The organism is Streptomyces sp. NPDC085931 (genome assembly GCF_044540565.1).
Classification (GTDB): Bacteria; Actinomycetota; Actinomycetes; order Streptomycetales; family Streptomycetaceae; genus Streptomyces.
The window spans coordinates 228,568-253,132 of record NZ_JBITSK010000009.1 but is presented as its reverse complement, the minus strand read 5'-3'; the positions used below and the strand labels follow the sequence as shown (position 1 = coordinate 253,132).

24 protein-coding genes and 2 pseudogenes are annotated in these 24,565 nt (G+C 74.2%); 15 read left to right on the top strand and 11 right to left on the bottom strand.

What is annotated here, in order from left to right; genetic code table 11:
• Positions 1-81 precede the first annotated feature (81 nt).
• Positions 82-327 (bottom strand): annotated as a pseudogene (locus tag ACIGAN_RS21425) (DUF6343 family protein); the annotation flags it as partial.
• A 75-nt stretch (positions 328-402) separates the two neighbouring features.
• Here ACIGAN_RS21425 and ACIGAN_RS21420 point away from each other — a divergent pair.
• The 3 genes from ACIGAN_RS21420 to ACIGAN_RS21410 all read left to right on the top strand — a co-directional run bounded on the left by ACIGAN_RS21420 (position 403) and on the right by ACIGAN_RS21410 (position 2,888).
• Positions 403-1,314 (top strand): acyltransferase domain-containing protein, encoded by a 912-nt coding sequence (locus tag ACIGAN_RS21420; RefSeq protein WP_365737473.1) that lies wholly within the window; start codon positions 403-405, stop codon positions 1,312-1,314.
• 207 nt (positions 1,315-1,521) lie between these two features.
• A complete protein-coding gene (locus ACIGAN_RS21415) occupies positions 1,522-2,196 on the top strand; it encodes a class I SAM-dependent methyltransferase (RefSeq protein ID WP_399859573.1) in 675 nt (224 codons plus the stop codon).
• Between the two features lie 122 nt (positions 2,197-2,318).
• Entirely contained in the window at positions 2,319-2,888 is a 570-nt protein-coding gene (locus tag ACIGAN_RS21410; RefSeq protein ID WP_399859692.1) for a DoxX family protein, read from the top strand.
• 87 nt (positions 2,889-2,975) lie between these two features.
• Here ACIGAN_RS21410 and ACIGAN_RS21405 read toward each other — a convergent pair whose 3' ends face one another.
• Complete coding sequence (locus tag ACIGAN_RS21405) at positions 2,976-3,620, bottom strand: RNA-binding S4 domain-containing protein (RefSeq protein WP_399859690.1); 645 nt, start codon at positions 3,618-3,620, stop codon at positions 2,976-2,978.
• Between the two features lie 209 nt (positions 3,621-3,829).
• On the opposite strand from ACIGAN_RS21405, the gene ACIGAN_RS21400 reads away from it, so the two are divergent.
• From ACIGAN_RS21400 to ACIGAN_RS21390, 3 genes are all read left to right on the top strand, one after another.
• Complete coding sequence (locus ACIGAN_RS21400; protein ID WP_399859570.1) at positions 3,830-4,471, top strand: ArsR/SmtB family transcription factor; 642 nt, start codon at positions 3,830-3,832, stop codon at positions 4,469-4,471.
• A gap of 347 nt (positions 4,472-4,818) precedes the next feature.
• A complete protein-coding gene (locus tag ACIGAN_RS21395) occupies positions 4,819-6,051 on the top strand; it encodes an MFS transporter (protein ID WP_399859567.1) in 1,233 nt (410 codons plus the stop codon).
• A complete protein-coding gene (locus ACIGAN_RS21390; RefSeq protein WP_399859565.1) occupies positions 6,051-6,758 on the top strand; it encodes a uracil-DNA glycosylase in 708 nt (235 codons plus the stop codon). Before ACIGAN_RS21395 ends, ACIGAN_RS21390 begins: the two co-directional genes overlap by 1 nt.
• On the opposite strand, the pseudogene ACIGAN_RS21385 reads toward ACIGAN_RS21390, so the two are convergent.
• Positions 6,755-6,864, bottom strand: a pseudogene (locus ACIGAN_RS21385) (GntR family transcriptional regulator); the annotation flags it as partial. The gene ACIGAN_RS21390 and the pseudogene ACIGAN_RS21385 overlap by 4 nt on opposite strands.
• 77 nt (positions 6,865-6,941) lie before the next feature.
• Between ACIGAN_RS21385 and ACIGAN_RS21380 the strand changes: the two are divergent.
• Positions 6,942-7,865 (top strand): MerR family transcriptional regulator, encoded by a 924-nt coding sequence (locus ACIGAN_RS21380; RefSeq protein ID WP_399859563.1) that lies wholly within the window; start codon positions 6,942-6,944, stop codon positions 7,863-7,865.
• Here ACIGAN_RS21380 and ACIGAN_RS21375 read toward each other — a convergent pair.
• Both ACIGAN_RS21375 and ACIGAN_RS21370 read right to left on the bottom strand, forming a co-directional pair.
• Positions 7,862-8,263, bottom strand: coding sequence for a RidA family protein (locus tag ACIGAN_RS21375; RefSeq protein WP_399859561.1), 402 nt, complete (start codon positions 8,261-8,263; stop codon positions 7,862-7,864). The two genes, ACIGAN_RS21380 and ACIGAN_RS21375, sit on opposite strands and share 4 nt — an antisense overlap.
• 131 nt (positions 8,264-8,394) lie before the next feature.
• The gene (locus tag ACIGAN_RS21370; protein ID WP_399859558.1) at positions 8,395-9,357 is read right to left on the bottom strand and encodes an expansin EXLX1 family cellulose-binding protein; all 963 of its coding nucleotides are present in this window, start codon (positions 9,355-9,357) and stop codon (positions 8,395-8,397) included.
• A 363-nt stretch (positions 9,358-9,720) separates the two neighbouring features.
• On the opposite strand from ACIGAN_RS21370, the gene ACIGAN_RS21365 reads away from it, so the two are divergent.
• Entirely contained in the window at positions 9,721-11,637 is a 1,917-nt protein-coding gene (locus tag ACIGAN_RS21365) for an FUSC family protein (protein WP_399859555.1), read from the top strand.
• Between the two features lie 30 nt (positions 11,638-11,667).
• Here ACIGAN_RS21365 and ACIGAN_RS21360 read toward each other — a convergent pair whose 3' ends face one another.
• A complete protein-coding gene (locus ACIGAN_RS21360; protein ID WP_399859552.1) occupies positions 11,668-12,615 on the bottom strand; it encodes an endonuclease/exonuclease/phosphatase family protein in 948 nt (315 codons plus the stop codon).
• Positions 12,616-12,749: 134 nt separating this feature from the next.
• On the opposite strand from ACIGAN_RS21360, the gene ACIGAN_RS21355 reads away from it, so the two are divergent.
• The 3 genes from ACIGAN_RS21355 to ACIGAN_RS21345 all read left to right on the top strand — a co-directional run bounded on the left by ACIGAN_RS21355 (position 12,750) and on the right by ACIGAN_RS21345 (position 15,263).
• Positions 12,750-14,114, top strand: coding sequence for an amidohydrolase (locus tag ACIGAN_RS21355; protein ID WP_399859549.1), 1,365 nt, complete (start codon positions 12,750-12,752; stop codon positions 14,112-14,114).
• Between the two features lie 118 nt (positions 14,115-14,232).
• Positions 14,233-14,922, top strand: coding sequence for a DUF899 domain-containing protein (locus ACIGAN_RS21350; protein WP_399859547.1), 690 nt, complete (start codon positions 14,233-14,235; stop codon positions 14,920-14,922).
• Positions 14,923-15,080: 158 nt separating this feature from the next.
• Entirely contained in the window at positions 15,081-15,263 is a 183-nt protein-coding gene (locus tag ACIGAN_RS21345; protein WP_309096974.1) for a hypothetical protein, read from the top strand.
• Positions 15,264-15,347: 84 nt separating this feature from the next.
• On the opposite strand, the gene ACIGAN_RS21340 is transcribed toward ACIGAN_RS21345, so the two are convergent.
• From ACIGAN_RS21340 to ACIGAN_RS21330, 3 genes are all read right to left on the bottom strand, one after another.
• Positions 15,348-17,303 carry an ABC transporter ATP-binding protein gene (locus ACIGAN_RS21340; protein ID WP_399859544.1) on the bottom strand — a complete coding sequence of 652 codons (1,956 nt, stop codon included), beginning with the start codon at positions 17,301-17,303 and terminating at the stop codon, positions 15,348-15,350.
• Positions 17,304-17,494: 191 nt separating this feature from the next.
• Positions 17,495-17,923, bottom strand: coding sequence for a hypothetical protein (locus tag ACIGAN_RS21335; protein ID WP_365089408.1), 429 nt, complete (start codon positions 17,921-17,923; stop codon positions 17,495-17,497).
• Positions 17,920-18,759, bottom strand: a complete 840-nt coding sequence (locus ACIGAN_RS21330) for an ATP-binding protein (protein WP_399859542.1) — start codon at positions 18,757-18,759, stop codon at positions 17,920-17,922. The genes ACIGAN_RS21335 and ACIGAN_RS21330 overlap by 4 nt, the downstream gene beginning before the upstream one ends.
• Before the next feature lie 254 nt (positions 18,760-19,013).
• Between ACIGAN_RS21330 and ACIGAN_RS21325 the strand changes: the two genes are divergently transcribed.
• From ACIGAN_RS21325 to ACIGAN_RS21315, 3 genes are all read left to right on the top strand, one after another.
• Positions 19,014-19,874, top strand: a complete 861-nt coding sequence (locus ACIGAN_RS21325; RefSeq protein ID WP_365089412.1) for a helix-turn-helix domain-containing protein — start codon at positions 19,014-19,016, stop codon at positions 19,872-19,874.
• Positions 19,875-20,129: a DUF397 domain-containing protein gene (locus ACIGAN_RS21320; RefSeq protein WP_030246665.1), complete on the top strand. Its 255-nt coding sequence runs from the start codon at positions 19,875-19,877 to the stop codon at positions 20,127-20,129. It abuts the gene before it with no gap.
• 126 nt (positions 20,130-20,255) lie between these two features.
• On the top strand, positions 20,256-21,068 hold the full coding sequence (locus ACIGAN_RS21315) for an SAM-dependent methyltransferase (RefSeq protein WP_365737504.1): 813 nt from the start codon (positions 20,256-20,258) through the stop codon (positions 21,066-21,068).
• A 21-nt stretch (positions 21,069-21,089) separates the two neighbouring features.
• Here the strand turns inward: ACIGAN_RS21315 and ACIGAN_RS21310 are convergent, their stop codons facing one another.
• Positions 21,090-22,502, bottom strand: a complete 1,413-nt coding sequence (locus ACIGAN_RS21310) for a MocR-like pyridoxine biosynthesis transcription factor PdxR (protein WP_399859539.1) — start codon at positions 22,500-22,502, stop codon at positions 21,090-21,092.
• Positions 22,503-22,549: 47 nt separating this feature from the next.
• Here ACIGAN_RS21310 and ACIGAN_RS21305 point away from each other — a divergent pair, with 47 nt between their 5' ends.
• The gene (locus ACIGAN_RS21305) at positions 22,550-23,035 is read left to right on the top strand and encodes a carboxymuconolactone decarboxylase family protein (protein WP_365737508.1); all 486 of its coding nucleotides are present in this window, start codon (positions 22,550-22,552) and stop codon (positions 23,033-23,035) included.
• Between the two features lie 22 nt (positions 23,036-23,057).
• Here the strand turns inward: ACIGAN_RS21305 and ACIGAN_RS21300 are convergent, their stop codons facing one another.
• Positions 23,058-24,548 carry a glutamate synthase subunit beta gene (locus ACIGAN_RS21300; RefSeq protein WP_399859536.1) on the bottom strand — a complete coding sequence of 497 codons (1,491 nt, stop codon included), beginning with the start codon at positions 24,546-24,548 and terminating at the stop codon, positions 23,058-23,060.
• Between the last annotated feature and the right edge of the window lie 17 nt (positions 24,549-24,565).

Genomic DNA, 24,565 nt, shown 5'->3' with positions numbered 1-24,565 from the left:
GCCCGGTGAGCGGCGGCCCGGTGAGCGGCGGCCTGGTGAGCGGGCGTCCGCAGGCCGTCCGTCCGTCAGGGGATCGTCGACCGGCCGGTAGGGCGGGATGTCGGGGCCCGGCTGATAGTGCGGACCCTGCCGGATGTGCCGGAGGACGACGACGAGGTCGATCGTGACGACCAGCAACAGCACGCCGCAGGCGACGGCCCAGCCGGGCCGCCCGGCGAGCATGAACGCGACCGTCCCGACGACCGCCCAGACCAGCCCCCACAGGCTCAGCCAGAAGCGGGCCCGCAGCGCACTGCGCGCCGTTCTCGGTTCACTGCCCGTACGCATCGTTCGATCACCACTCCTGAGGGCAACGTACTCTTCGTGGCGAGGGTTCACCAAGGTCTGACAGGGAGAGCAGCGATGCTGCCGGACGCCGACGCGTTGCCCGGGATCCTGCTCGACCTGGCGGTGCCGCACGAGGACATCAACGACCTGGTCGCGTTGCGCCGGACGCTCGCCGCGGACGCCGCGGCCATGCGGCTGCTGGAGCAGTGCGTCGAGGACCTGGCGCGGGACGTCGGGGAGGTCGGGGCCGGGGTGCCGCTCGGTGAGCGTTTCGCCGAGGCCCCGGCGGCGCTGGGCCGCTGCTTCGCGGCGTACGTGTTCGTCGCGGCGCTGCCGCACATCCGGGCCTTCCACCGCGAGCGCGGTGTCCCCGACGACATCAGCCGCCACACCCTTGCCGACTTCGGACGGAACATGGCCTTCCACCGGCGGCAGCACGGCACGGGAGGGGTACTGACGCCGCAGTGGCTGACGCTGCACTTCCGGGGCGAGCTGTATCAGCTGGGACGACTCCAGTTCGAGCGGGCGAGGCTCGGAGGGCGGACGGCGCGGGCGGTGGCGGCGGCCGGGACGGACGCGACGCCGGGGGAGCCCTGCCTGAACCTGCACATCCCGGGCTTCTACGGGCCGCTGTCGCCCGAGGCCTGCGACCGCTCCCTGGAGCTGGCGCGGGGCTTCTTCGCCCGGCACTTCCCGCACGAGCGGTACCGGCTCGCGGTCTGCCATTCCTGGCTGCTCGACCCCCAGTTGAAGCGGTACCTGAACGCGGATTCCAACATCGTCCGCTTCCAGGAGCGTTTCAGGAACGCCCGCGAGCCGGGTGCGGAGCCGGACCGGGCCGACACCGAGCCGGTCCGGTTCGTCTTCGGAGATCCGGATCTGCCGGTGGCGAGCCTGCCGGGGCGCACGTCGGTCGAGCGGGCGGTGGGGGACCATCTGCGGGCGGGCGGTCACTGGTACCTGGGACACGGCTGGTTTCCTCTGTAGCCGTCCGATCGCGAGCCCTCCGCTCGTGAGCCCTCCGCTTGTGAGCCTCCGATCGTGACCCTCCGGTCGTGAGCCGTCCGATCGGAGGGCTCCGATCGTGGTGACTCGTGGGTTCCCGTCCTGGTCGCCTTCACTCGGTCGGGTGAAGCAGGCGGGGAGGGGAACGGGCGTGCGGGGAGCGCCCGTTGGACGGGCATGGAGCTGAAAATGCGTGAAGGTTATGAGGGGACGGGACCCGGGACCATCACCCCGGACGGCTGCGCGGTGGAGCTGTACGCGCGCCTGCCCGTCGGGGACGAGCCGGACATCATCGCCCACGCGGTGCCCCAAGGCGCGCGCATCCTGGAGCTGGGCAGCGGAGTCGGGCGCATCACGCACCCGCTGCTGGAGCGAGGGTTCGCGGTCACGGCGGTGGACGAGTCCGCCGAGATGCTGGAGCGTGTGCGCGGCGCGCGGACGATATGCAGCCCCATCGAGGAGCTGGACCTGGGCGAGACGTTCGACGTGGTGCTGCTCGCGTCGTTCCTGGTCCACGCGGGAGACGTCGAGGTGCGCCGAGGCCTGCTGCGCACCTGCGTGCGCCATGTCGCCGAGGGCGGCTGCGTGCTGATCCAGCGGGAGGGCGAGGACTACCACGCGAACGTGCCGCGCGAGCGCGTGGACCCCAGCGGCTTCACCGTACGGATCGTCTCCTCCGAGCCGGTCGGCGACGGAGTCCACTCGGTGCGCGCGGAGTACGAGTTCCCCGACGCCGTCTGGACCCAGACGTTCCGGGCGCGGCCCCTCAGCAGGGAGCAGTTCGAGGAGGCCCTGGCGGAGGCGGGCCTGCGGGTGGACCGGTATCTGACGGACGACCGGATATGGGTGAAGGCAGTGGTGTAGGACGGAGCGCCTTCGCGGGCTGCGATGAGTTCCGAGGCGAGACGCGGTCTACCCCTGCGATACCGACACGGCCTGTATCCGGCCGCATGAACCGCACCGACCGCTTCCCCCAGGAGACCTCCATGTCCGAGACCACCGCTTCGGCGGCCACGTCCTCCGCGGCCACGTCCTCCGCACTCCCTGCCTCCGCGGCCCTTGCCTCCGCACCCGCTGCCTCCGCGGCCCCTGCCTCAGCGCCTCCTGCCTCCGCGGCCGCCGCTTTCGCCACCCCGGCCGGTGTCGTCATCGGCGAGTCCGCGACCCCGCGCGGCAGGCGTGCCCGGATCGCGCTGCGCGGCCTCCAAGTGCTGCTCGCCCTCTTCTACGCGCTCGCGAGCGCCCTGCCCAAACTGATCGGACACGAGTCGGCCGCCCAGTCCTTCGACGAACTCGGCTGGGGCAGCGCGGGGATGTACACCATCGGCGTGCTCGAACTGGCCGGAGCGGTGGCCCTGTTGATCCCGGTGCTGCAGTCGGTGGCGGCGATCGCGCTGAGCCTGTTGATGGTGGGCGCGTTCGTGGTGCAGATAGCCGTCTTCGACGGGGAGTACGCGGCGACACCGCTCATCCTGATCGTGCCGCTCGCCCTCATCGCCTGGGCGCGACGAGGGCACAACGCGGATCTCGTGCGGCTGCTGCGACGGGGCGCGTGACGTGACCCGGCCCTGCCCGCCCTGCCCAGCCCTTACCAGCCCGCCCGGCTTGGCTGACGGGGCGAGCCGGGACGGGCCGGATCCCGGTCAGGGCCTCGGCTTGCCCGACCCGCTGCCGGGGCCGATGCCGCCGGCTGGTCCGGCCCCGAGCCCGAACCCGGGCATGCCGCGCAGGCGTTCCAGCTCCCGTCGGTCCCGCTTGGTCGGACGGCCCGCGCCGCGGTCACGGATGCCGGCGGGGGCGACGGCCTCGCGGGGCGGAGGAGGCGGGGAGTTGTCGATGTAGCACTGCGCGGCCACGGGGGCGCCGACCCGCTTGCGGATCAGCTGGGTGACGACGACGATCCGCTCCCGGCCCTCGTGTCGCAGACGGACCTCGTCACCGACGCGTACGCCGTGGGCCGGCTTCACGCGCTCACCGTTGACCCGTACGTGACCACCTCGGCAGGCGGTGGCACCCATGGAGCGCGTCTTCACGAGGCGTACGGACCAGATCCAGCTGTCGACGCGGACGGTCTGGCCGCCCTGCGGACCGGCGGCCTCGGCTGCGGCGATGGCGGCGGCGACCTTCGGATCCAGGGTCTCCGCGCCCGGGGCCTCACCGGGAACACCAGCCTCACCGGCCGCGGGCGTGGCCTCGGCGGACGGTGTCCCCGACGGCTCCGGGCGCCGGGACGGTGTGTCCTGCGACGCGGTCCCCGCGGACGAGGCGCGCCCCGACGCCGTCTCCATGGACGCCGTGACCTGCGACGCCGTGTGTCCGGTTCCGTTCGTCCTGCCGTACTCCGCACTGCGAGAAGCCATGGGTCCGACCTTAGTCCTCCGGCTCGGCCGATCGGGTGTGGATTTCCGGTGGCGGGGAGGGCGCTCGAACAACTTTCCCAAGCTAGTTTTGCAAAAAGTCTTCTGCAGAAGTGCTCCGCCGCTCTAATCTCCCGGGCATGGACAGCGACGAGCACCGGCGCGTACTCGACCCCGAGCACGACACCGCCGCCCTCAAGGCCCTCACCCACCCCCTGCGGATCCGGCTGCTCGGGCTGCTGCGGCAGGACGGGCCCGCCACGGCCAGTGAGCTCGCCGCGCGGACGGGGGAGTCGTCGGCGTCGACCAGTTACCACCTGCGGGTGCTGGCGAAGTACGCGTTCATCGGGGAGGCCGAGCACCGGGACGGGCGGGAACGGCGGTGGCGCGCCCTGCACACCGTGACTTCCTGGAGCAACGAGTCGATGGAGTCCTCCGCGGCGGGCCGTGCCTTCGTGGGGCTGGCGCGGCGACGGCAGGTCGAGCACCTGGAGTGGTCACTCGGCCGGCATGAGGCGGACATGGCCGCGGGGCGGTTCGGGCCGGAATGGGTGGAGCCGTCCGGGATCAGTGATCTCATGCCCCGGCTGACGGCCGAGTCGCTCACGGAACTGTGGGAGACGATCGCCGGGAAGCTGGAGGAACTGACCGCGCGGGACGCGGACGACCCGCGCGCCGAGCACGTCATGCTCCTCACCGCCGGACTGCCGCTGGCCGTGCCGCGGCGGAGCGAGGACGAGACGGGCCCGTCGCCGGACACGCCCGGCGGGGCCTCCTCGTGACGGACCGCCCGAGAGACACGTCTGAGAGGCCCCGGAGGCCTGAGATACCCGAGATATCGCAGGCCGCCGGGACTCCTGAGACAACCGAGACCTCTGAGGCATCCGAGACCTGCGAGGCGCCGGGGGGTCTGAGCAGCGCCTCCGGCGCAGCCGGGTCGCCCGGGCCGACCGAGGTGCCCGGGCCGCCTGGGCCGCCCGGGCCGCCTGGGCCGCCCGGGCCGACCGGGTCGCCCGGGTCGGCCGAGGTGCCCGGGCCGGCCGGGCCGTTCGGGATTCGAGCCGCTCGCCGCCGTTACGTCACCGTCTGCGCGCTCCTCTGGCTGCCGCCGGGGCTGGGGATGGCGTCGATGGTGCTCCTGTTCACCGAGCGCGGGATGTCCCTCGCCGCCGTCGCGGGTCTCCTGGCCGCTCATTCGCTGACCGTGGCCGTGCTGGAGCTGCCCACGGGCGGGCTCTCCGACGTGCTCGGGAGGCGACCGGTCCTGGCCCTGGCCGGAGCCCTCAACGTGGTCGCCTTCACCCTGCTCGGCCTCGGCACCACCGCCTGGGTGCTCACCGCGGGCATGGTGCTCATGGGCGCCGCCCGTGCCCTGGCCAGCGGGACGGCGGAGGCCTGGTACGTCGACACCGTCCAGGCGTCTTCCGGCCCCGGTGCGGAGTTGCGGACGGGGCTGGCCCGGGGCGGTTCCGCCACCTCCGCGGCGCTCGCGGCCGGTCTGCTGATCGGCGGGGGCCTGCCCTGGCTGCTGAGCCTGGGGCACGATCCGGGAGCCCGGTTGAGCGAGGCGACCTCCGGGGCGGTGCTGCCGCTGTCCGTCCCGCTGCTGCTGGGGGCCGTGCTCCGGATCGTGTTCGTCGGCTATGTGCTGACGGCCCTGCGGGAGCCGCCGCGGCCCGCGGCCACGGTGCGTTCGGTGCTGCGCGGTGTCCCGGTCACCGTCCTCGGCGGGTTGCGGCTGGGCGGGCGGGACGCGCTGGTGCGGCGGGTGCTGCTCACCGCCGCGGCCGTCGGCAGCGCCCTGGCCGCGGTCGAACTGCTCGTGCCGGGCCGTACCGTCGAGCTGACGGGCGGGACCGGCTCGGGGGCGCTGGTCTACGCGGCGCTCGCCTGTGCGGGCTTCGTCTGCTCCGGGGTCGGCAGCCATCTCGCGCCCCTCGCCGCCCGGGTCGCGGGCAGTGGCGAGCGGGCCGTGCTGGGCTGTCTCGCGGCCGGGGCGGCCGGACTGCTGCTGCTCGGCGTGACCGCGTCCAGCGCCCACCCGCCGGCGACGGTGCTGGCGGTAGCCGGTTTCGGGCTGGTGTATCTCGGCTTGGGCGCGGCGTCCCCGAACGAGAACGACCTGCTGCACCGGCGCGTGACCAGTGCCGGCCGTGCCACCGCCCTGTCCGTGCAGTCCCTCGCGCAGCAGCTCGTGGGCGCGCTCACCGGTCTGGCCGTCGGAGCCCTCCGGCCGGGTCCGCTGCCCTGGCTGCTGACCGGTGCCGCCCTGCTGGCCGGGGCCCTCCTCTGGCTCCGGCGTGTCCAGCCGTCCCGGACCCCGTGTCCCTCACGTCCGTCACCCGCGCCTACCGTGGAGTGATGGACGACAGCGCCCTTTCCCTTCTCGACCGGCGCATCGCCGACTGCCGGGCCTGCCCCCGCCTGGTCGCCTGGCGTGAGGAGGTGGCCCGTACCAAGCGCGCGGCGTACGCGGACTGGACGTACTGGGGCCGGCCGGTGCCCGGCTTCGGGCCGGCGGACGCACGGCTGCTGATCGTGGGGCTGGCCCCCGCCGCCCACGGCGGCAACCGCACCGGCCGGATGTTCACCGGCGACCGCTCCGGGGACGTCCTCTACCAGGCGCTCCACGACGTCGGGCTCGCCTCGCGGCCCACCGCCGTGCACGTCGGCGACGGACTGGAGCTGTACGGCGTGCGGGTCACCTCGCCCGTGCACTGTGCCCCGCCCTCGAACAAGCCCACGCCCGGGGAGCGGGACACCTGCCGGCCCTGGCTCGTGCAGGAACTCCGGCTGCTGCGCCCGACGCTGCGGGCCGTCGTGGTGCTCGGCGGCTTCGGCTGGCAGGCCGCGCTGCCCGCGTTCGCCGAGGCGGGCTGGACCGTGCCCCGGCCCCGGCCCGCCTTCGCCCACGGGGCCCGGTACCTGCTCGACGACCTGCACCTCTTCGGCTGCTTCCACGTCAGCCAGCGCAACACCTTCACGGGCCGGCTCACCCCCGTGATGCTGCGTGACGTGCTGCGGACGGCGGCGCGGGCGGCGGGACTCGACCCGGCCGAAGAGGTCTAGGAAGCCTCCTCGCCGAACAGGTGCCGCAGGGTGGAGCGGTAGCTGGTCCGCACGTGCGTCGGCGCGTGGGCGCGGCCCGGTCCGGGTCCCCCGAGGCGACGGCCTCCGCCGGGTTGCACCTTCCGTAGCGGCATGTGGTCCGGTGGACCTGCGTCCCGGTCCCTTGAAGAGAGGTTGTTGCTCATGCACGCGCCGTTCACGCCACCTCGCCAGGTCAAGATCGGTGACGCGGCCGCGTTCGCCGGCACCACGCCGCGGGCGATTCGCCACTACCACGAGACAGGCCTGCTGCCCGAGCCTGAGCGGGGCGGCGATGGCCGCCGCCGCTACGGGTACGAGGACATGATCCGCCTGCTGTGGATTCGCAGGATGGCCGACGCCGGGATCGCCCTGGACGACATCCGTGACGCCTTCGCCACCGGCACGGCTTCCGCCGGAGCGGACAGCGGAGACGGTATCGCGGGCATCCTGGAGCGGCTGGAGGAAAGCCTCGCCGAGCAGGAGGCGGAAGTGCGGCGGCAGCGGACCGCCGTGCGGCGGATGCGCACCGAGGGCAGCCGGATGGGCCTGCTCTCCGGCTTCGTCACCGAACGCCTCAAGGGCCTGCCCGAGGGCTCCCTGCGTCAGGCGGACCTGGACAGCCTGCTGGTCACCGAGCGGATCTTCGGCCCGCTCGGCGCGGCCGTCCAGGCCACCCGCTTCGTCGTCCTGGCCACGCATCCCGCTCTGCGGGCGGAGTCCGACCGCATCGACGATGCCGAGGAGGCACTCGATGACAGCGTCGCCGTCGATGATCCACGGGTGGCTCACGTGGCCGTCGAGCGGCACGCCTTCGAAAGCGCCCTGCAGGCCGTCATCGAGGAGTCCGGCCTGGAAAAGGACGAGGACGCCCTCTTCGACGCCTGGGACACTTCACCCCCTGCCACCGCCGATGACGGCGAGGACGAGGCCGATTTCCGCTCCGGCAGGCGGGAGGCTGACTCCATGAGCGTGCTCGCAGCCACCCGCAAGATGCCCTACGACTTCTCCCCGGCCCGCCTGCGCTGCATGGAACTGGCCGGGGAACTGTCCGCCCAGGAACCACCCGCTCCCTGGAACACGGCCTAGCCGGGTACGACAGCTGTCGCCGTGATCTCCACCAGCTGTCCCGAGTACCCGAGGCACGCCACGCCGAGCAGCGTCGAGGAGTGCGGGCCGGCGCTGAGCCCCGAGGCCTCGACGACGGCCCAGACGGCGGACAGCACGGCGGGCTCGCCGCTCACCACGTACACGTCGGTCGCCACGACGTGCTCCAGATCGCTCCCGACCGCCCGCAGCTGCTCGCGCAGATTGGCGACCACCTGCTCGGCCTGCCGGACGGGGTCCCCCGGGCCGACCAGTTCCCCCTGGGCGTCCAGGGGGACGGACCCGGCGAGGAAGGCCAGCCGTGTGCCGGCCTCGACGACGGAGACATGGGAGTAGGTGGGCGGCGGGAAGAGACTCGGGACGGTGACACGGCGGATCATGCGGGGGCTCCGATCTGCGCACGAGCGCACTGCGGACGGCAACCGGACAACCCGCCGATCATGCGCGGCCCGGCCGCCCCCGCGCACCCGCATTTCGGTCCACCGCGCCTCCGCGGGAGCGGACGGCACCGTCACATGACCCGCGCGAACTGGACCCGGGTCGGCTGCACCACGCCCGGGCGTACGGGGACGCCGTCGACGGTGAGTCGTTCGCCGTGGATGTCGGTGAGCCGCAGCGAGCCGCCGCAGCCGGTGCCGTCCGGGGAGAGGAAGTAGTTGTACCCGGTGCGGGTCAGCCGCTGCCAGCCGCCGCCGGCGCGGACCTCCAGGCGGGCCAGCGGGTTGCGGTGCCCGAGGGCCTGGATGCCGCACCAGTGGCGGCTGGAGCCGGTCTTGTAGCGGATCGAGACGGTGTCGGACGTGGCGGGGCTCAACAGGCTCCAGCTGACCGGTATCCGGCCCGCGGACAGGCCGGCGAGCTTCGCGAACGCCTCCTTGCTCAGGTCCAGCTGCCCGGGGGCGCAGGGCAGCGGGCACTCGTTGGTGACCCGGACCGTGACGGACGCGCCGTTCGCCGCGCGGACCAGGAGGTACGCCCCGCACGCGGCGGACGTCTCGTAGTCGGTGTGGTTCATCGCCGCGACCATCAGGTCGGGGCTCGGGCCGTACGAGCAGGCGCCGTCACCGTCCGCGGCGTCGTAGTGCGTGGCGATGCCCCGGTAGGTGACCCCGGGCTTCACGCGGCCCGCGAGCGGCGCCGCGCCGGACGCCGGCCGTGCCGAGGTCCGGGGCGTGGGGGCGGGTGAGGGACGCGCCGGTGCGGCGGTCGGCGTGCGGGTCGGGCCGGGTGACGCGTGGGAGGGTTCCGGCTTCGCCTTCGGGGCCGGGGTCCTCTTCGCGGCCGTGGGGGCGGTGCGCGGGCCGCCGTGGTCGCCGGGGCCGGCCGCCGTGCGCACGGTGTCCGGCGCGCCGCCGGGGCGCAGCGCGAACACGAGGGAGAGGAGGAGCCCCACGGCTGCCACGACGACAGCGGAGACCAGTGCCGTGCGCCGCTTGCGCGGAGCACGGGGACGGCGGTGCGATGCGGATGCCACGGATGAGTCCTTCGAGTCCTTGCGTGGTTCGGGAGAACGCGCGCTTCCGTCCCGTCAGTGGCCGCCGGGCCCGCAAAGGTTGCCGCCGACGGCCCGCAGACCGCACAGGCCGGCCCGCCGATCACGTACGTGCGGCCCCCGTCGACCGCGCACAGGCCGGCCCGCCAATCGCGTCCGTGCGGCCCATCGACCGCGTACACGCCGGCCCGCCGATTTCGTACATAAAGAACGCCGCTTCCGGGGCACTCCGTCACGTTCCGGAAACCTTCCCTCCAGGAACCCCGCCTACCGTGGAGGACCACACCCCCCGGCCACCGTCGCCCGAAGGCCCACCCCTGCCTCCGGCCACACGACAGGAGCCCCGTGTCCCGCCGCCCCGCCCCGCACCTTCCGCCCTGGCTCGCGCACGCCCTGCGCGCTCAGCGGGGCCCGGTTCCCTGGAGCGCGGTCACGCGGGGGCTCCTGTCGGCCGGGCCGCTGCTCCTGGTGGCCGTCGCCACCGGGCACACCTCCGTCGGCGTCGTCGCGGCCATCGCCGCCATGCTCGCGGGGATCAACGACCGCCCCGGCAGCCGGCGCGCCTCGGTCAAACGGCTCGGCGTGCCCGCGCTCGGCGGCGCCCTGGGACTGGTCGTCGGCACGTACGCCGGGCAGGAGACCGGCGCGGCCGTGCTCACCGTCCTGTTCACCGCCGTAGGCCTGATCGCCGGGGGCGTCAGCGCGGTGGGTCCCGTCGCGTCCGCCACCGGCACACAGGTGCTCGTCGGCACGGCGGTCGGGGCCGGCATGCCGCTGCCCGAGCCGGGCTGGGAGCGCGCGCTGGCCTTCCTCGCCGGCGCCGGCTGGCTGCTGCTCCTGCGGCTGGCGCTGCCCACGCCCGGATCACTCGCCGGGGACTTCCGCTTCGACGGGGAGCGGGAAGCGGTGGCCGGGGTCTACGACGCCGTCTCCGCACTCCTCGACGCCGCCGGCGGCCCCGACGCCATCCGCTGCCGGGCCGCGCTCACCGCCGCCCTCGACCACGCCCAGGACGCCCTGGCCGGACCCCGGCTGCGGCGCTACGCCTCCTCCTCCGCCGAGCGGCGGCTGCACGCGCAGTACGCCGCCGCCCTGCCCCTCGCCGAGGCCGCCACCGCGCTGGCCTGGGCGGAGGAGACCGTGTCCGGGCGGGCCTCGGAAGGCCCCAGGCGACTCGCCGCCGCCGTGCGCGGCAACACCCACACCGGCCCCCTGCCCGCCCCCTCCCGCTCGGCGCCCGCCCTGCGCGCCCTCGACGACGCCCTGCTGCACGCCGCCGAGGTGTTCGACCAGGGCCGGGGCGGGGACCTGCACACCCGGCGCCGTACCGCCGGGGACCGGCTGCGCGCCGCCTTCGGAGGCGCCGGGCGCGAGTACGGGCTGCGCGTCGCCCTCTGCTTCGGGGCCGCCGCGGCCGTCGCGCAGGCCCTGCACCACAGCCGGTGGTACGGGCAGCACGAGCACTGGTACTGGCTGCCCGCCACCGCCGTCTTCCTCGTCAAGCCCGACCTGGGGCCGCTGGCCTCGCGCGTGCTGAACCGGGCCGCCGGTACCGTGCTCGGCGCGCTCCTGTTCGCCGGGCTCGCCGCCGTCCTGCCCCGGCCGGAGGGACTGATCGCGCTCGTCGCCCTCAGCGGTGCCCTGATCCCCGTCGCCACCCGGCACTTCGCCGCCCAGACGGCCGTCGTCACCGTGCTCGTCCTGGCCCTCGTCATGGTCGGCGGCGAACCGCAGGCCTCCGCCGGCCGGATCGGCGAGACGCTGCTGGCCTGCGCGATCGTGCTGATCGTCGGCCATCTGCCGATGCCCGGGCAGCGCGGCGGGGGAGTGCGCGCCCGGCTCGCGGCGGCGAGCGAGGCCGCGTACGCCTACCTCGCGCACGTCCTCGACGAGGCCGACGCCCCGCGCATCGGCGGTGCCGGCGCCCCGCGCATCGGCGGTGCCGGAGCCCCCTCCGGCCACCGCGCCACCCGCTGGACCCTGCGCCGTGAGGCCTACCGCACCCTCGCCGAGGCCCGCACGGCCGTCTCCCTGGCCGCCCACGAACTGCCCGCCCTCGCCCGGTACACCGAGGGCGCGGACGAGGTGGCCGCTCTCCTCGAACGCCTCGTCGACACGACCACCGCCTGCGCCGTGCATCTCGACGACACGGGCCGGATCGGGCCCCGGCACCGGGAGCGACTGGCCGCCGTCCTCACCGAACTCGCCGCACCGGCCGAACGCCTGGGACTGCGCCCGCCCCGCACGCCCCTCGCCGGGTAGCGGACCCCGGCCCCGGGGCCCCCAGCCGGTTCAGCCGTCGATCCGCACCCACACCGGGGCGTGATCTGAGCCCGGTGCGTCCCGCCGCTCCCCGGGGTCGGGGCCGACCGAGGGCAGAGCCGGCGGGCCTTCACCGGGCAGGCCCGTGCCCGCCGCCGACACCCGGCGCACCAGGCGGTGGCTGAGCAGCACGTGGTCGATCAGCTCCCGGCGCCCGGCGTTGACCCGGGACCAGCGCTGCCCGGCCGGGATGAGCGGGGCCACGTCCCACAGGCGGGCCGCGTCACCCCGGTCCGGCCGGTCGTAGCCCGCCGTGCCGATCTCCGAGCCGGGCGGGCCCAGCAGGATCTGCGTGGTCGCGGCCTGCGTCTCGTCGTTCAGATCGCCCAGTATCGCCACGTCCCTGCCCTGCCCGTCGCCGTCGAGCAGTTCGTCGGCCAGCGTGCGCAGAGCGGTCGCCTCCGCGGCCCGCCGGTACAGCGCGTAGGCGCCGTAGCGGGCGCGCTCGCCCTCGTCACGGGGGTGGAACCGGCCGTCCGGATACGCCAGCAGCTTCGACTTCAGGTGGCAGACGGCCACCCGCAAGGGCTCGTCCCCGACCTCCACCGCGAGCACGCCGCGCCCCGCCGCGGCCGCCGTCGCCCCCGAGTCGTCCACCTGGACGGGCCGCAGTCCCGCCGGGAACCCGGCCGTGTCGGCCAGCACCACCGGCTCCGCGCGGCTGAGGAACCCGACCCGTATGCCCCGGCCGTCCGCGTGTTCGGACAGGACGGTGTGCCAGTCGTCGCCGAGCATCCCGGCCAGGTCCTTCAGCGCCTCGGGATCCCCGACCTCCTGCACGCCGAGCAGGAACGGGTCGAGTTCCGTGATCACGGCGGCGAGGGAGGCGAGCTTCGTCGCGTAAGCGGCCTCGTCGCGCGGGCCGTACGGGCCGCCGGGCCGGTAGAGGTTCTCCAGGTTCCAGGTGCCGAGGAGCATGCCGGGCTCCTTTCCGAAGCCGACAGGCGGGGTGGTGGGGCCAGGGTGCTCGCCCGGCCCGCCCCGCGACAGAGCCGCGGCAGGATGTGCGGTTCGGTTCATACCGCCCTACGACCCCGTCGTACGTTGGCGTGATGACGCCTTCTGCCGCGGACAGTCCCGCCGAGCTCATCATCAGCGCATGTACGGTCCTCGTGCACGACGATCAAGAGCGGATCGGGTTCCGGGAGGACGCCGCGATCGTCGTCCGGGACGGGATCGTCGAGGCCGTCACCGGGACCGAGGCCGCGGCCGGCCTGCCCGCCGCCGAGCGCGTCGACGCCCGCGGCCAGGTGGCCTTACCGGGTCTGATCAACTGTCACACGCACGCGCCGATGGTCGCGCTGCGCGGCCTCGCCGAGGACCTGCCCACCGAGGCGTGGTTCAACGACGTCGTCTGGCCGGTGGAGTCCAACCTCACCGACCGGGACGTCGAGTTGGGGGCGCGGCTCGCCTGCGCCGAGATGATCCGCGCCGGCGTCACCTGCTTCGCCGACCACTACTTCGCGATGGACGCGGTGGCGGACGTGGTCGCCGAGTGCGGCATGCGGGCGCTGCTGGGCCAGGCCTTCTTCTCCTCCCAGGGGCCCGAAGGCCGCGAGCGCTCCCTGGACTTCGCGCTGCGCCGGCGCGGCTCGGCCGGCGGACGCGTCACCACCGCCCTCGCGCCCCACGCCCCCTACACGGTCGACGACACCGACCTCGCCGCCACCGCCGGCCTCGCGCGCGAGCACGGCCTGCCGGTGCATCTGCACGCCGCCGAGAACCGCGCCCAGACCGAGGCCAGCCTCGCCCGCCACGGCGTCACCCCGATCGAGGTCCTGCACCGCACCGGCGTCCTCGACACGGACCTGCTCCTCGCCCACGGCACCGGCATCATCGACCGCGACCTGCCCCTGCTGGAACGGGCGGGCGGTCGTACGGCCGTCGCCTGCGCGCCCCGCGGGTACCTCGAGTTCGCCTGGCCCGACACCACACCCGTGCGCGCCCTGCGCGGTGTCGGCGTCGACGTGGGACTCGCCACGGACGGCGCCGCCTCCAACAACTCCCTCGACGTGTGGGAGTCCATGGCGCTCACCTCGCTGGTGCAGAAGTCGGCCGAGGGCGACCCGCGCTGGCTGACCTCCCGGCAGGCGCTGCACCACGCCACCCTGCAGAGCGCCCGGGCCGTGGGGCTGGGGGAGGAGGTGGGGGCCATCGCGCCCGGCCGCCGGGCCGACATCGTCCTGGTCGACCTCACCGGGCCGCACACCCGGCCGGTCCACGACCTCGCCGCCACCCTCGTGCACAGCGCCCGCTCCGCCGACGTGCGCACCACGATCGTCGACGGGCGGATCCTGATGCGCGACCGCGAGCTGCTGAGCATCGACGTGCCGCGGGTCGTACAGGAACTGGAGGAGCGGCTGCCCGCGCTCGTCGACCGCGGCCACGGACGGCGCATCCAGGAGTACGACACCTGAGCCCGGGGCGCCGGGAAGCTTGCCGGGACACGCGTTCCGGGAATCTTTCCCGGGCGGCGATGAGTTCCGCTCCTCCCGCCGGTCACCACCCGGACGGACCGTTGCCACAGGAGGGCTCATGTCACTTCCGGAGATCGTCTCGCGCGAGCAGTGGCGCGCGGCGCGCGCGGAGCTGCTGGTCAAGGAGAAGGCCGCCACCCGCGCGCGGGACGCGCTCAACGCCGAGCGGCGCGGACTGCCCATGGTGGAGGTCGACGAGGAGTACGTCTTCGAGGGCGGCGACGGGAAGGCCACGCTGCTCGACCTGTTCGAGGGCCGGCACCAGCTGGTCGTCTACCACTTCATGTTCGCGCCCGAGTGGGACGCCGGGTGCCGCAGCTGCTCCGGATTCATGGATCAAATAGGGCATCTCGCCCATCTCGCGGCACGTGGCACGTCGTTCGCGGCCGTCTCCCGGGCGCCCTACCCGAAGCTCCTGCCCTTCAAGGCGCGCATGGGCTGGACGCTGCCCTGGTACTCCTCGTACGGCACCGACTTCAACCGGGACTTCGAGGTGACGCTCGAACGCGACGGCGAACTCGTCGAGCGGCCCGGGCTGAGCTGCTTCCTGCGGGACCGCGACCGCGTGTTCCACACGTACTCGACGTACGAACGCGGGCTCGACGGCCTCGGGTCGACCACCAGCCTGCTGGACCTGACCGCACTGGGCCGGCAGGAGGAGTGGGAGGAGCCCAAGGGGCGCGCGTCGGCCTTCGGGGCGCCTGCGGGAAGTGAGCGCGTCAGGTATCACGACGAGTACGACGACTGACACCCGCAGTGAGGAAATCAGCCAAGCGGCTGAGAGTTTGCTCACACTTGACGGTGAACGCGTGTCAACTACGTCTCAGATCCGTCACTTCGCGAGCCGTTCACCCCATGGTTGGCGTTTAACTCTACGAGTACAGCGCTACATGGAGGTGCAGGGTGGTGAACGGGCGAACGGTGCTCGAGAGCTTTCCCGCCGGCGGGCCGCGTGGCTCCTGGCCTGCGGAGGAGTTCGCGCAGGCGCGGCGTCTGGAAGGCCTGCCCGCCGAGGTCGTGATGGATCTGGCCTCGGACATGTTCCTGGTCATCGTGCGCAGCGGGGACGGCGCCGACGCCACGGCCTGAGCGGCGCCACGGGCTTACAGCCGGCAGCCCGCAGCCCGCAGCCCGCAGCCCGCAGCCCGCGGACGGTGCGCCGTGGGCGCACCGTCAGCCCGCCTTCGGTGCCGGTACCTTCCCGGCCGGCGGCGGTGACGGGGCGAACTGCTCCGCCTGGAGCGCGTACAGCTCGGCGTAGAGCCCGCCGGTCGCCAGCAGCTCGTCCGGCGTCCCGGATTCCACGAGCCGCCCCTGGTCCAGGACGTGCACCAGATCCGCGTGCCGTACGGACGCCAGCCGGTGGGTGATCAGCACGACCGTCTGGCCGCTGTCGGCCAGGGCGCGGATCCGCTCGAAGACCTCCAGCTCGGCCCGGGCGTCCAGGGCCGCCGTCGGCTCGTCCACGATCAGGATGCGGCCCCTGCGATAGGCCGCCCGGGCGATGCCCAGCCGCTGCCACTGGCCGCCGGACAGCTCGTGCCCGCCGGAGAAGTTGCGGGCCAGCAGCGTGTCCAGCCCGCGCGGCAGATCCGCGATCACCGCCTCGGCCCCGGCCTCGGCGACCGCCTCCGCCAGCCGCTCCTCGCAGACGGGCGCCGAGGGCCGCCCCAGGGCGACGTTCACCCGGGCCGTGAAGGGCCACCGCTTGAAGTCCTGCGCGACCATCGCGATCCGCTCGGCCAGCCGGTGCCGGTCGGCGGTCGCCGCGTCCACGTCGTCCCACAGGATCCGCCCCTTCTGCGGCGTGTACAGCCCGGCGAGCAGCTTCACCAGGGTGGTCTTGCCGGAGCCGTTCTCCCCGACCAGTGCCACGATCCGGCCCAGCGGCAGGGTGAGCGTGACGTCGTCGAGGGCGGGGCGCGCCGAGTCGCCCGGGTAGCGGAAGGTGACGTTCTCGAAGCGGATCTCGCGCGGGTCCTCCGGCAGCGCCCGGCCCCCCGCCGGGATCTCCCGCTGCGCCGCCTCCGCGTACAGCCGGTGCAGGTCGCCGACGAAGAGCGCCTCCTCGTGCAGCGCGTTGACCTCCACCACCAGCGTGTCGAGGCTCTGCGAGCCGGTGCGGATGGCGATCACGGCCGTGCCCGCCACGGACAGGGCCATCGCCCCGGCGAGCAGCAGCGCGCCCAGCGTCGCGTACGTCGCCACCGTCGCGAGGCCGGTCCAGGCCGCCGCGATCAGGCCGGTACGGGCGGCGAGCCGGGCGAGCCGGGCCTGCTCGGCCTCCGCCGTCTCCGACATCGCCCGGAAGTGCCGCAGCAGGAACGCGCCCACCCCGTGCACCCGGATCTCGGGGGCCGCCTCCGGTTCGATCAGCAGGTTGCCCAGCAGCCGGCCGGCCCGCGCGTGCTGCACCCAGGCGTGGAAGGACTCGTAGCGCCGCCGGGCGACGGTCAGGGCGCTCCAGGCGCTCGGCAGCACCATCGTGATCAGCAGCGGCAGCAGGGCCGGGTGCAGCACGGTCAGCACGCCGGCGGCGGCGACCAGCGAGATCATCGCGTTGATCACCCGCGTCCCGTACGAGATCATCCGCCGGGCCGAGGCGGCCCCGTACTGCGCGGTGTCCAGCAGCTTGTGGAAGGCGTGGTCCTCGATGGCGGCCAGTTCCACGGCGGCGGCCCGCTCCAGATAGCGCTCGGTGGCGACCCGCTCCACCTTGGGCTCCAGGCGGCCGGTGGCGTACGTGCTGGCGGCCCGCAGCAGGGCCGCCAGCATCATCACGACGGCCACCGTGACCAGTGCCGGGACGGCGCCGCGCAGCCGCTCCTCGATGGGGCCGCCGCCCATCAGCCGGGCCAGCACGCTGTTGACGGCGAGCAGGCTCACGGCCTGCGCCACACCCCGTCCCGCCTCGGCGGCCAGCACGATCCGCGCGGCGTTCCGGTCGGCCTGCCGGGCGAGCCGGAGGCTGGACGCCAGCAGGGACGGCAGCCGGGTGATCATGGCGCGGAAGTTCAGTTCGAGGAACGCGTCGGCGTGCTGGTTCCAGCCCATGTCGTAGCGGAGCGGCCCGCCGAAGAGCAGCCGCTCCGACTCGGACACCTCCGGCGCGGTCCGCTTCTTCGCCACCGTCGACCGACCTCCCCGCTCGTCCCGCCGTCCCGGTTCGTCCCGGCTCGTGAGCGGCCACTATCGCGGGGACGCAGCCGGCCGGGGCAGGGCGCAGCCCGGGGCGCCGGATGCGCGCGGGCGCATGGCGGGAGGAGGGGAGGCCTGATACGGCGCGGGGAGCGGGCAGGGGCACCGCGCGCGGGGCGTGCCTACGCGCTGACCGGCCGCGACCAGGCCGGGGCCGTTCCCGTCACGCGGCACAGGGTCAGGTACAGCGGGATCGGCGGGGTGTACGGCAGGGTGCCGTCCGGCCGGTGGATCAGTTCGGGCAGGCGCGGGAGGTCCGGGACGACCGCTCCGGCGGCGTACCACGCGGGGGCCGGCCACTCCAGGGCGTGGTCGGAGTCGGACGGCACCAGCCACCACCAGTGCGCGGCGTCGGCGTAGACGCAGCCCTGGCGGGGCAGGCGGGACATGATCGACGGGCCGTAGTGGGCGGGCATCGCCACGGCGTCGCAGCCCAGCGGGGTGGTCATGCCCTCGGGCACGGGCAGGCGCAGGGCCGGCAGCGGTGCGCGCTGTGCGCGCCGGAGGCGGGCCAGGGTGTCCAGGTGCAGCACCCGGCCGCCGGGCCTCATGCCGTTCCCCGCTCTCGGCGTCGCTCCTGCGGGGGAACCTCCGCGGCGGCGTCGGCGGGACGGGCCGCGTGCGGGGCCGAGTGCCGTGCCGGGCGCGGGGCCTGGTGGCGGGTGTGCGGTCGTGCCCGGTGCCGGGCCTGGCGGGTGTCCTCGCCGCCGTCCGGTTCGTCCCCCGGGTCGCCGGACGGGCCGCGCTTGGGGCGGGCGCCCCAGCCGAGGTCGCCGCGGGGCTCGCCCGGGTCCGCGCCGGCGGGGCGGCTCGTGCCGGGGCCCTCGAGCTGCGGATCGTCCGGGACGCCGCCCCAGCCGGGGTCGTCGAAGGCCGCGGCGGGATCCTGCGGGGTGTCGGTCGTGCGCGGCAGTTCGGCCCAGACCAGCAGCCCGGGCCCGTGCTCATGGGCGCCCCAGGCGTGGCAGAGGGCGTCGACGAGGAGCAGTCCCCTCCCGTGCTCCTCCTCGGGCCGCGTCCGGCCGGCGGGGTGGGGCCGGCCCGGGGCGCAGCCCTCGTCCCGCACGGCTATGCGCACCAGGTCGTCGCCGTCGTGCAGCTCGCACACTATGTGCGTGCTCGCCGTGTGCACGATGGCGTTGGTGACCAGCTCGGAGACCACCAGGGCCGCGCTGTCGCACGTGTCCTCGCACACCGACCAGCCGGTCAGCCGGGCCCGCGTCAGGCGTCTGGCCTGGGCGGGTGAAGCCGGATGTGCGGCCAGCTCGAAACGGAACCGGCGCCCGGCAGCCGGCCCGAGGGGGCCTGCTCCCACGGCGGCGCCAGGCCCGAGGGGGCCTGCGGCGGCGTCTGTTCCTAAGGGCGCGGACGGAATCACGCTTGCCACTATCGCCCCGCCGTGAACACTTGGCAAGTGTCACTCTGAAAATTGCAGAGTGCGGTGTGACGGTCTGGAAGGGCGTGGCACACTGCTCGCAACAGCACCCCGCGCGGCGCCAGTTGAGACCGTCGAAGATTCGTTCGACATTGCGTTCCCGTCGTTCGTTCGAATCGCCCTTCGGGCAGGTCTCCGCATGGCGCCGCAGGGCTGTCAGCGTTCTTCTGTGGCCGGCTCGTCAGGATTCTTCGTGGAGGTGGAGCGTGAGTGAACCGCGGTCCGCGCCGACGGTCGGCCAGGTCGTTCTCGGCCGGCGCCTGCTGGACCTGCGCGAACGCGCCGGGATGCGGCGCGAGGAGGCCGCCCGCATCCTGCGCGTCGCCCCCGCCACGGTCCGCCGCATGGAGATGGCCGAGGTCGGGCTGAAGATCCCGTACCTGCAGCTGCTCCTCAAGGCCTACGGGATCTCCGACGAGGAGGCCGAGGCCTTCGTCCAGCTGGCCGAGGAGGCGAACAAGCCCGGCTGGTGGCAGCGCTTCCACGACATCCTGCCCGGCTGGTTCTCGATGTACGTGAGCCTTGAGGGCGCGGCCGGCGTCATCCGCAGCTACGAACCCCATTTCGTCCCCGGGCTGCTGCAGACCGAGGACTACGCGCGCGGGGTGCTCCGCTCGGGCGCCATCGGCCAGACCCGGCCGGAGGACATCGAGCGCCACGTCGCCCTGCGCATGCAGCGCCAGAAGCTGCTCACCCGCGAGGACGCGCCCCGGCTGTGGGTCGTCATGGACGAGACCGCGCTGCGGCGCCCGGTCGGCGGCCCGGAGGTGATGCGCGCCCAGATCGACCGGCTGCTGGAGGCGACCGCGCTGCCCAACGTGACGCTGCAGATCGCCCCGTTCGCGGCCGGGCCGCACCCGGGCACGTACGGACCGTTCGTGCTGTTCCGATTCGCCATGCCCGAACTGCCGGACATGGTCTACAGCGAGTACCTGACCGGCGCGGTCTACCTGGACGCGCGCGCCGAGGTGGCGACCCACCTGGAGGTCATGGACCGCATGGCGGCGCAGGCCGCCACGGCACATCGCACGAAGGAGATCCTCCGGGATCTCCGCAAGGAGCTGTGAATGGATCGCATCAAGCCGCGCAAACACGTCTACAACGGCATGCCCGCGCGCGACTTGGGCAGCGAAGGCTGGCACAAGCCGTGGAGCGGCGGCAACGGAGGCAACTGCCTGGAGGCGATGAAGCTCGCCGACGGCCGGATCGCCGTCCGTCAGTCCACCGACCCGGACGGGCCGGCGCTGATCTACACCACCGCCGAGATGACCGCCTTCATCGAAGGGGCCAAGGCGGGAGAGGCGGACTTCCTGCTGTCCTGACGTGAACGGCCCACGCCGGACGGCCGACGCGCATCGGCCACCCGACGGCGACGCCGACTGATGATGCTGATACTGAATCGCTGGTGCTGAAGTGACCACCCCCCTCTGTGCCTTATGGAGCGCCTCATGACCGGGCAGGACCCCACGTCGGCCGTCAGGATCGACACGACCAGACCCCACCCCGCGCGGATGTACGACTGGTACCTCGGCGGCAAGGACAACTACCCGGTCGACGAGGAGATGGGCCGGCAGATGCTCACCCTCGACCCGAGGGTGCCGGTGATGGCGCGCGTCAACCGCGCGTTCATGCACCGGGCCACGCGCTGGCTGGCCCAGAACGGCGTACGCCAGTTCCTCGACATCGGCACCGGCATACCGACCGAACCCAACCTCCACCAGGTCGCCCAGGGGATCGCACCCGACGCCCGGGTCGTCTACTGCGACAACGACCCCATCGTGCTGGCCCACGCGGCGGCCCTGCTGCGCGGCACGGACGAGGGGGTGACCGAGTACCTCCAGGCCGACGTGCGCGACCCGGACGCCATCCTGGAGGGCGCGCGGAAGGTACTGGACTTCAGCCGGCCCGTCGCGCTGTCCCTCATCGCGCTGCTGCACTTCGTCTCCGACGAGGACGGCGCGCACGACCTGGTCGCCCGGCTGCTCGCCGAACTGCCCTCCGGCAGCTACCTGTCGATCACCCACGCCACCTCCGACTTCACCCCGGAGGAGTCCGAGGCGGCCACCGCCAAGCTCCGCGCCGCCGGGGTCACCCTGGCCCTGCGCTCCCGTGCGGAGTTCACCCGCTTCTTCGACGGCCTGGAGCTGGTCGAGCCCGGCGTGCAGGTGCCGCACCACTGGCATCCCGAGCTGGGCGAGCCGGTGCCCGGGCAGGACGACGGGGTGATCCCGGGGTACGGGGCGGTGGCCCGCAAGCCGTAGCCGTCCGCGTCCACGGGCCGGTCAGGGCGGCGGCAGCGCACCGCACAGCGCCTCCAGGGCCGGCCCGTAGGCGTGCTCGGAGGGGGTCGCGTACCCCACCACGAGCCCGTCGCCCACCGGCATGTCCGTCTCCGGGTGCCGGAACGCCGCGAGGCCGTCGAGCGCGATGCCCTGCCAGGCGGCGGCCTTGACCGCGGACGCCTCGGTGCCGGGCGGCAGCCGCAGCACCGCGTGCAGCCCCGCCGCGACACCGGTGACCTCGACGTGCGGCGCGTGCGCGGCGAGCGCCGCCACCAGCCGGTCCCGGCGGCCGCGGTACCGCTGCCGCATCCGCCGCACGTGCCGGTCGTACGACCCCGACGCGATGAAGTCCGCCAGGCACAGCTGGTCGAGGACGCTCGCCCACGCCTCCCGGTCCCCCTTGGCGGCCCGCACGGCCTCGACGTACCGCTCCGGCAGCACCATCCAGCCCAGCCGCACCGCCGGGGACAGGCTCTTGCTGACCGAGCCGATGTGGATCACCCGCTCCGGGTCCAGCCCCTGAACGGCGCCGACCGGCTTGCGGTCGTAGCGGAACTCGCCGTCGTAGTCGTTCTCCAGGACCAGCCCGTCCCGCGCGCGGGCCCAGTCGATCACCGCCGTCCGGCGCGCCGGGTGCAGGGGGCCACCGGTCGGGAACTGGTGCGCCGGCGTGAGCAGCACGGCCCGCTCGCGCCCCAGCCGGTCCACCCGGGCGCCGTGTGCGTCGAGGGGGAGCGGCACCGTCCGCACCCCGGCCGCCGCGAGGACCTCGCGGTGGAACCCCAGCCCGTACGCCTCCACCGCCAGCGGCCCGCGCAGGACGCCGCCGCCGAACAGCAGCCGCAGCGCGTGCGCGAAGCCGGAGCAGATCACGATCCTGCCCGGCTCGGTCCGTACGCCACGCGCGCGTGCGAGGTACTCCGTCAGCGCCTCCCGCAGCTCGGCCCGGCCCGCCGGGTCCCCCGGTCCGAACACCTCGTGGGGTGCCCGCTGGAGGGCCCGCCGGTACGAGGCCAGCCAGGCCGCGCGCGGAAAGGCCGAGACGTCCGGGGCGCCCTGCCGCAGGTCGTGCCGCGGGCCACGCGCGCGTGCGGGCGCCCGCACGGGCACGCGGGCGGCCGGCCGCAGCGGCGCGGCGCGCTCCGCGACCCTCGTTCCCGAGCCCTGCCGTGCGGTCAGCCAGCCCTCCGCGACGAGCTCGGCGTACGCGTCCGCCACCGTGTTGCGGGCCACACCGAGGTCCGCAGCGAGCGACCGGTACGGCGGCAACCGGGTGCCCGGAGCCAGCCGCCCGCTGCGCACGGCCTCCCGCAGGGCCCGGATCAGCGCCGCCCGCCGGCCGCCCGGACCCGTCAGCTCCAGATACAGGTCGGACCCGATCCGCTCCGCCGCATTGACCCAGGAATCCGCCACGGAAATGCACCCTACCGTGGGTCTTTCCGGCCCGTAGGTTGAACGGCATGACGACGAACACGAGCACGACCAGCACCCCCGTGAAGGCGCCCAGGCTGGAGTTCGCCAAGGCCGCCCCGAAGGCCTTCCGGGCCCTGATCGCCTTCGACGCCGCCGCCCGCGAGGGCCTCGACCCGGCCCTCGTCGAACTGATCCAGATCCGCGCCTCCCACCTCAACCACTGCGCGTACTGCCTGCACATGCACACCAACGACGCCCGCAAGGCCGGTGAGAGCGAGGACCGGCTGCACATGGTCGCCGTGTGGCGCGAGGCCCGGCACTTCTTCACCGAGCGGGAGCAGGCGGCCCTCGCCCTCACGGAGGCCGTGACCCTGGTGGCCGGCGCGGGCGTCCCGGACGACGTCTACGCCGAGGCCGCCGCGCGGTTCGACGAGCGGGAACTGGCCCAGGTGCTCGCCCTGATCCTCACCATCAACACGTGGAACCGCGTGGCGCTGTCCACGGGCAAGGTGGCGGGCACGGACGAGCGCTGAGCACGGCCCCGGAGCCGGGCGGTCACACCGCCATCGGCCGGTCGTACGGCCCGATCGGCGCCGGCAGCGTCGAACGGCCCGTCAGGTGACGGTCGACGGCCGCCGCCACCGCCCGCCCCTCGGCGATCGCCCAGACGATGAGCGACTGCCCCCGGGCGGCGTCGCCCGCCGCGAAGACACCGGGCACGCCGGTGGCGAACCCGGCGTCCCGCGCGATCGTGCCCCGGGGCTCCAGCGCGAGCCCCAGCCCGCCGACGAGCCCGTCCTGCCGGTCCGGCCCCGAGAAACCGAGGGCGAGCAGCACCAGGTCGGCCGGCAGCGTCCGCCCGGTGCCGTCCACCGGGCGGCGCCGCTCGTCCACCTCCACCAGGTGCAGCGAGCGGACATGCCCCCGCGCGTCGCCGTCGAAGCGCAGGGTGGACGCCGCGAACAGCCGCGCGTCCGCGTCCGCGACGGGGGCGGTCCGCAGGTCACGGGCCTCCTCGTGCGCGGCGGACAGCCGGTAGACCCGCACCGGGTAGGTCGGCCACGGCTCGGTGTCCTCGTCGCGCTCCGCCTCCGGCAGCGCGTAGATGTCCAGCTGCGTCACGGACGCGGCGCCCTCCCGCACGGCCGTGCCCAGGCAGTCCGCGCCGGTGTCGCCGCCGCCGACGATGACGACGTGCTTCCCGGCGGCCGACAGCGGCGACGTCTCCAGATCACCCTCGCCCACCCGGTTCGACAGCGGGAGGTACTCCATCGCCTGGTGAACACCCGTCAGCTCACGCCCCGGCACCGGCAGTTCCCGCCAGGCCGTGGCGCCCGTCGCGACCACCACGGCGTCGTAGCGGGCGCGCAGCTCGTCGGCCCCGATGTCCCGCCCGACCGCCGTCGACGTGCGGAACCTGGTCCCCTCGGCCCGCATCTGCTCCAGCCGCCGCTCCAGACGGTGCTTCTCCAGCTTGAACGCGGGGATGCCGTACCGCATCAGGCCGCCGAGCCGGTCGTCCCGCTCGTACACCACCACCGTGTGCCCGGCCCGGGTCAGCTGTTGGGCGGCGGCCAGCCCGGTCGGCCCCGAACCGATCACGGCGACCGTCCTGCCCGACAGCCGATCCGGCGGCCGCGGCGGCGCGAAGCCCTCCTCCCAGGCCCGGTCGGCGATCGCGCACTCGACGTTCTTGATGGTCACGGCCGGCTGGTTGATCGCCAGCACACACCCCGCCTCACAGGGCGCCGGGCACAACCGGCCCGTGAACTCCGGGAAGTTGTTCGTGGCGTGCAGCCGGTCCGCGGCCGCCCGCCAGTCCTCCCGCGACACCAGGTCGTTCCACTCCGGGATCAGGTTCCCCAGCGGGCAGGCCTCGTGGCAGAAGGGGATGCCGCAGTCCATGCAGCGGTCCGCCTGCCCGCCGATGATCGGCAGCAGCGCCCCGGGGACGTAGACCTCGTCCCAGTCCCGCACCCGCTCCTCGACCGGCCGGCGCGGCCAGTCCTGGCGGGGCGTGGTCAGGAAACCCTTGGGATCGGCCATGGCCGTGTTCCTTGCGT

Coding starts and splice junctions, on each gene's coding strand:
- ACIGAN_RS21420 (WP_365737473.1), top strand. CDS start 403: ATGCTGCCGGACGCCGACGCGTTGCCCGGGATCCTGCTCGACCTGGCG.
- ACIGAN_RS21415 (WP_399859573.1), top strand. CDS start 1,522: ATGCGTGAAGGTTATGAGGGGACGGGACCCGGGACCATCACCCCGGAC.
- ACIGAN_RS21410 (WP_399859692.1), top strand. CDS start 2,319: ATGTCCGAGACCACCGCTTCGGCGGCCACGTCCTCCGCGGCCACGTCC.
- ACIGAN_RS21405 (WP_399859690.1), bottom strand. CDS start 3,620: ATGGAGACGGCGTCGGGGCGCGCCTCGTCCGCGGGGACCGCGTCGCAG.
- ACIGAN_RS21400 (WP_399859570.1), top strand. CDS start 3,830: ATGGACAGCGACGAGCACCGGCGCGTACTCGACCCCGAGCACGACACC.
- ACIGAN_RS21395 (WP_399859567.1), top strand. CDS start 4,819: ATGGTGCTCCTGTTCACCGAGCGCGGGATGTCCCTCGCCGCCGTCGCG.
- ACIGAN_RS21390 (WP_399859565.1), top strand. CDS start 6,051: ATGGACGACAGCGCCCTTTCCCTTCTCGACCGGCGCATCGCCGACTGC.
- ACIGAN_RS21380 (WP_399859563.1), top strand. CDS start 6,942: ATGCACGCGCCGTTCACGCCACCTCGCCAGGTCAAGATCGGTGACGCG.
- ACIGAN_RS21375 (WP_399859561.1), bottom strand. CDS start 8,263: ATGATCCGCCGTGTCACCGTCCCGAGTCTCTTCCCGCCGCCCACCTAC.
- ACIGAN_RS21360 (WP_399859552.1), bottom strand. CDS start 12,615: ATGCTCCTCGGCACCTGGAACCTGGAGAACCTCTACCGGCCCGGCGGC.
- ACIGAN_RS21355 (WP_399859549.1), top strand. CDS start 12,750: ATGACGCCTTCTGCCGCGGACAGTCCCGCCGAGCTCATCATCAGCGCA.
- ACIGAN_RS21350 (WP_399859547.1), top strand. CDS start 14,233: ATGTCACTTCCGGAGATCGTCTCGCGCGAGCAGTGGCGCGCGGCGCGC.
- ACIGAN_RS21335 (WP_365089408.1), bottom strand. CDS start 17,923: ATGAGGCCCGGCGGCCGGGTGCTGCACCTGGACACCCTGGCCCGCCTC.
- ACIGAN_RS21320 (WP_030246665.1), top strand. CDS start 19,875: ATGGATCGCATCAAGCCGCGCAAACACGTCTACAACGGCATGCCCGCG.
- ACIGAN_RS21315 (WP_365737504.1), top strand. CDS start 20,256: ATGACCGGGCAGGACCCCACGTCGGCCGTCAGGATCGACACGACCAGA.
- ACIGAN_RS21305 (WP_365737508.1), top strand. CDS start 22,550: ATGACGACGAACACGAGCACGACCAGCACCCCCGTGAAGGCGCCCAGG.
- ACIGAN_RS21300 (WP_399859536.1), bottom strand. CDS start 24,548: ATGGCCGATCCCAAGGGTTTCCTGACCACGCCCCGCCAGGACTGGCCG.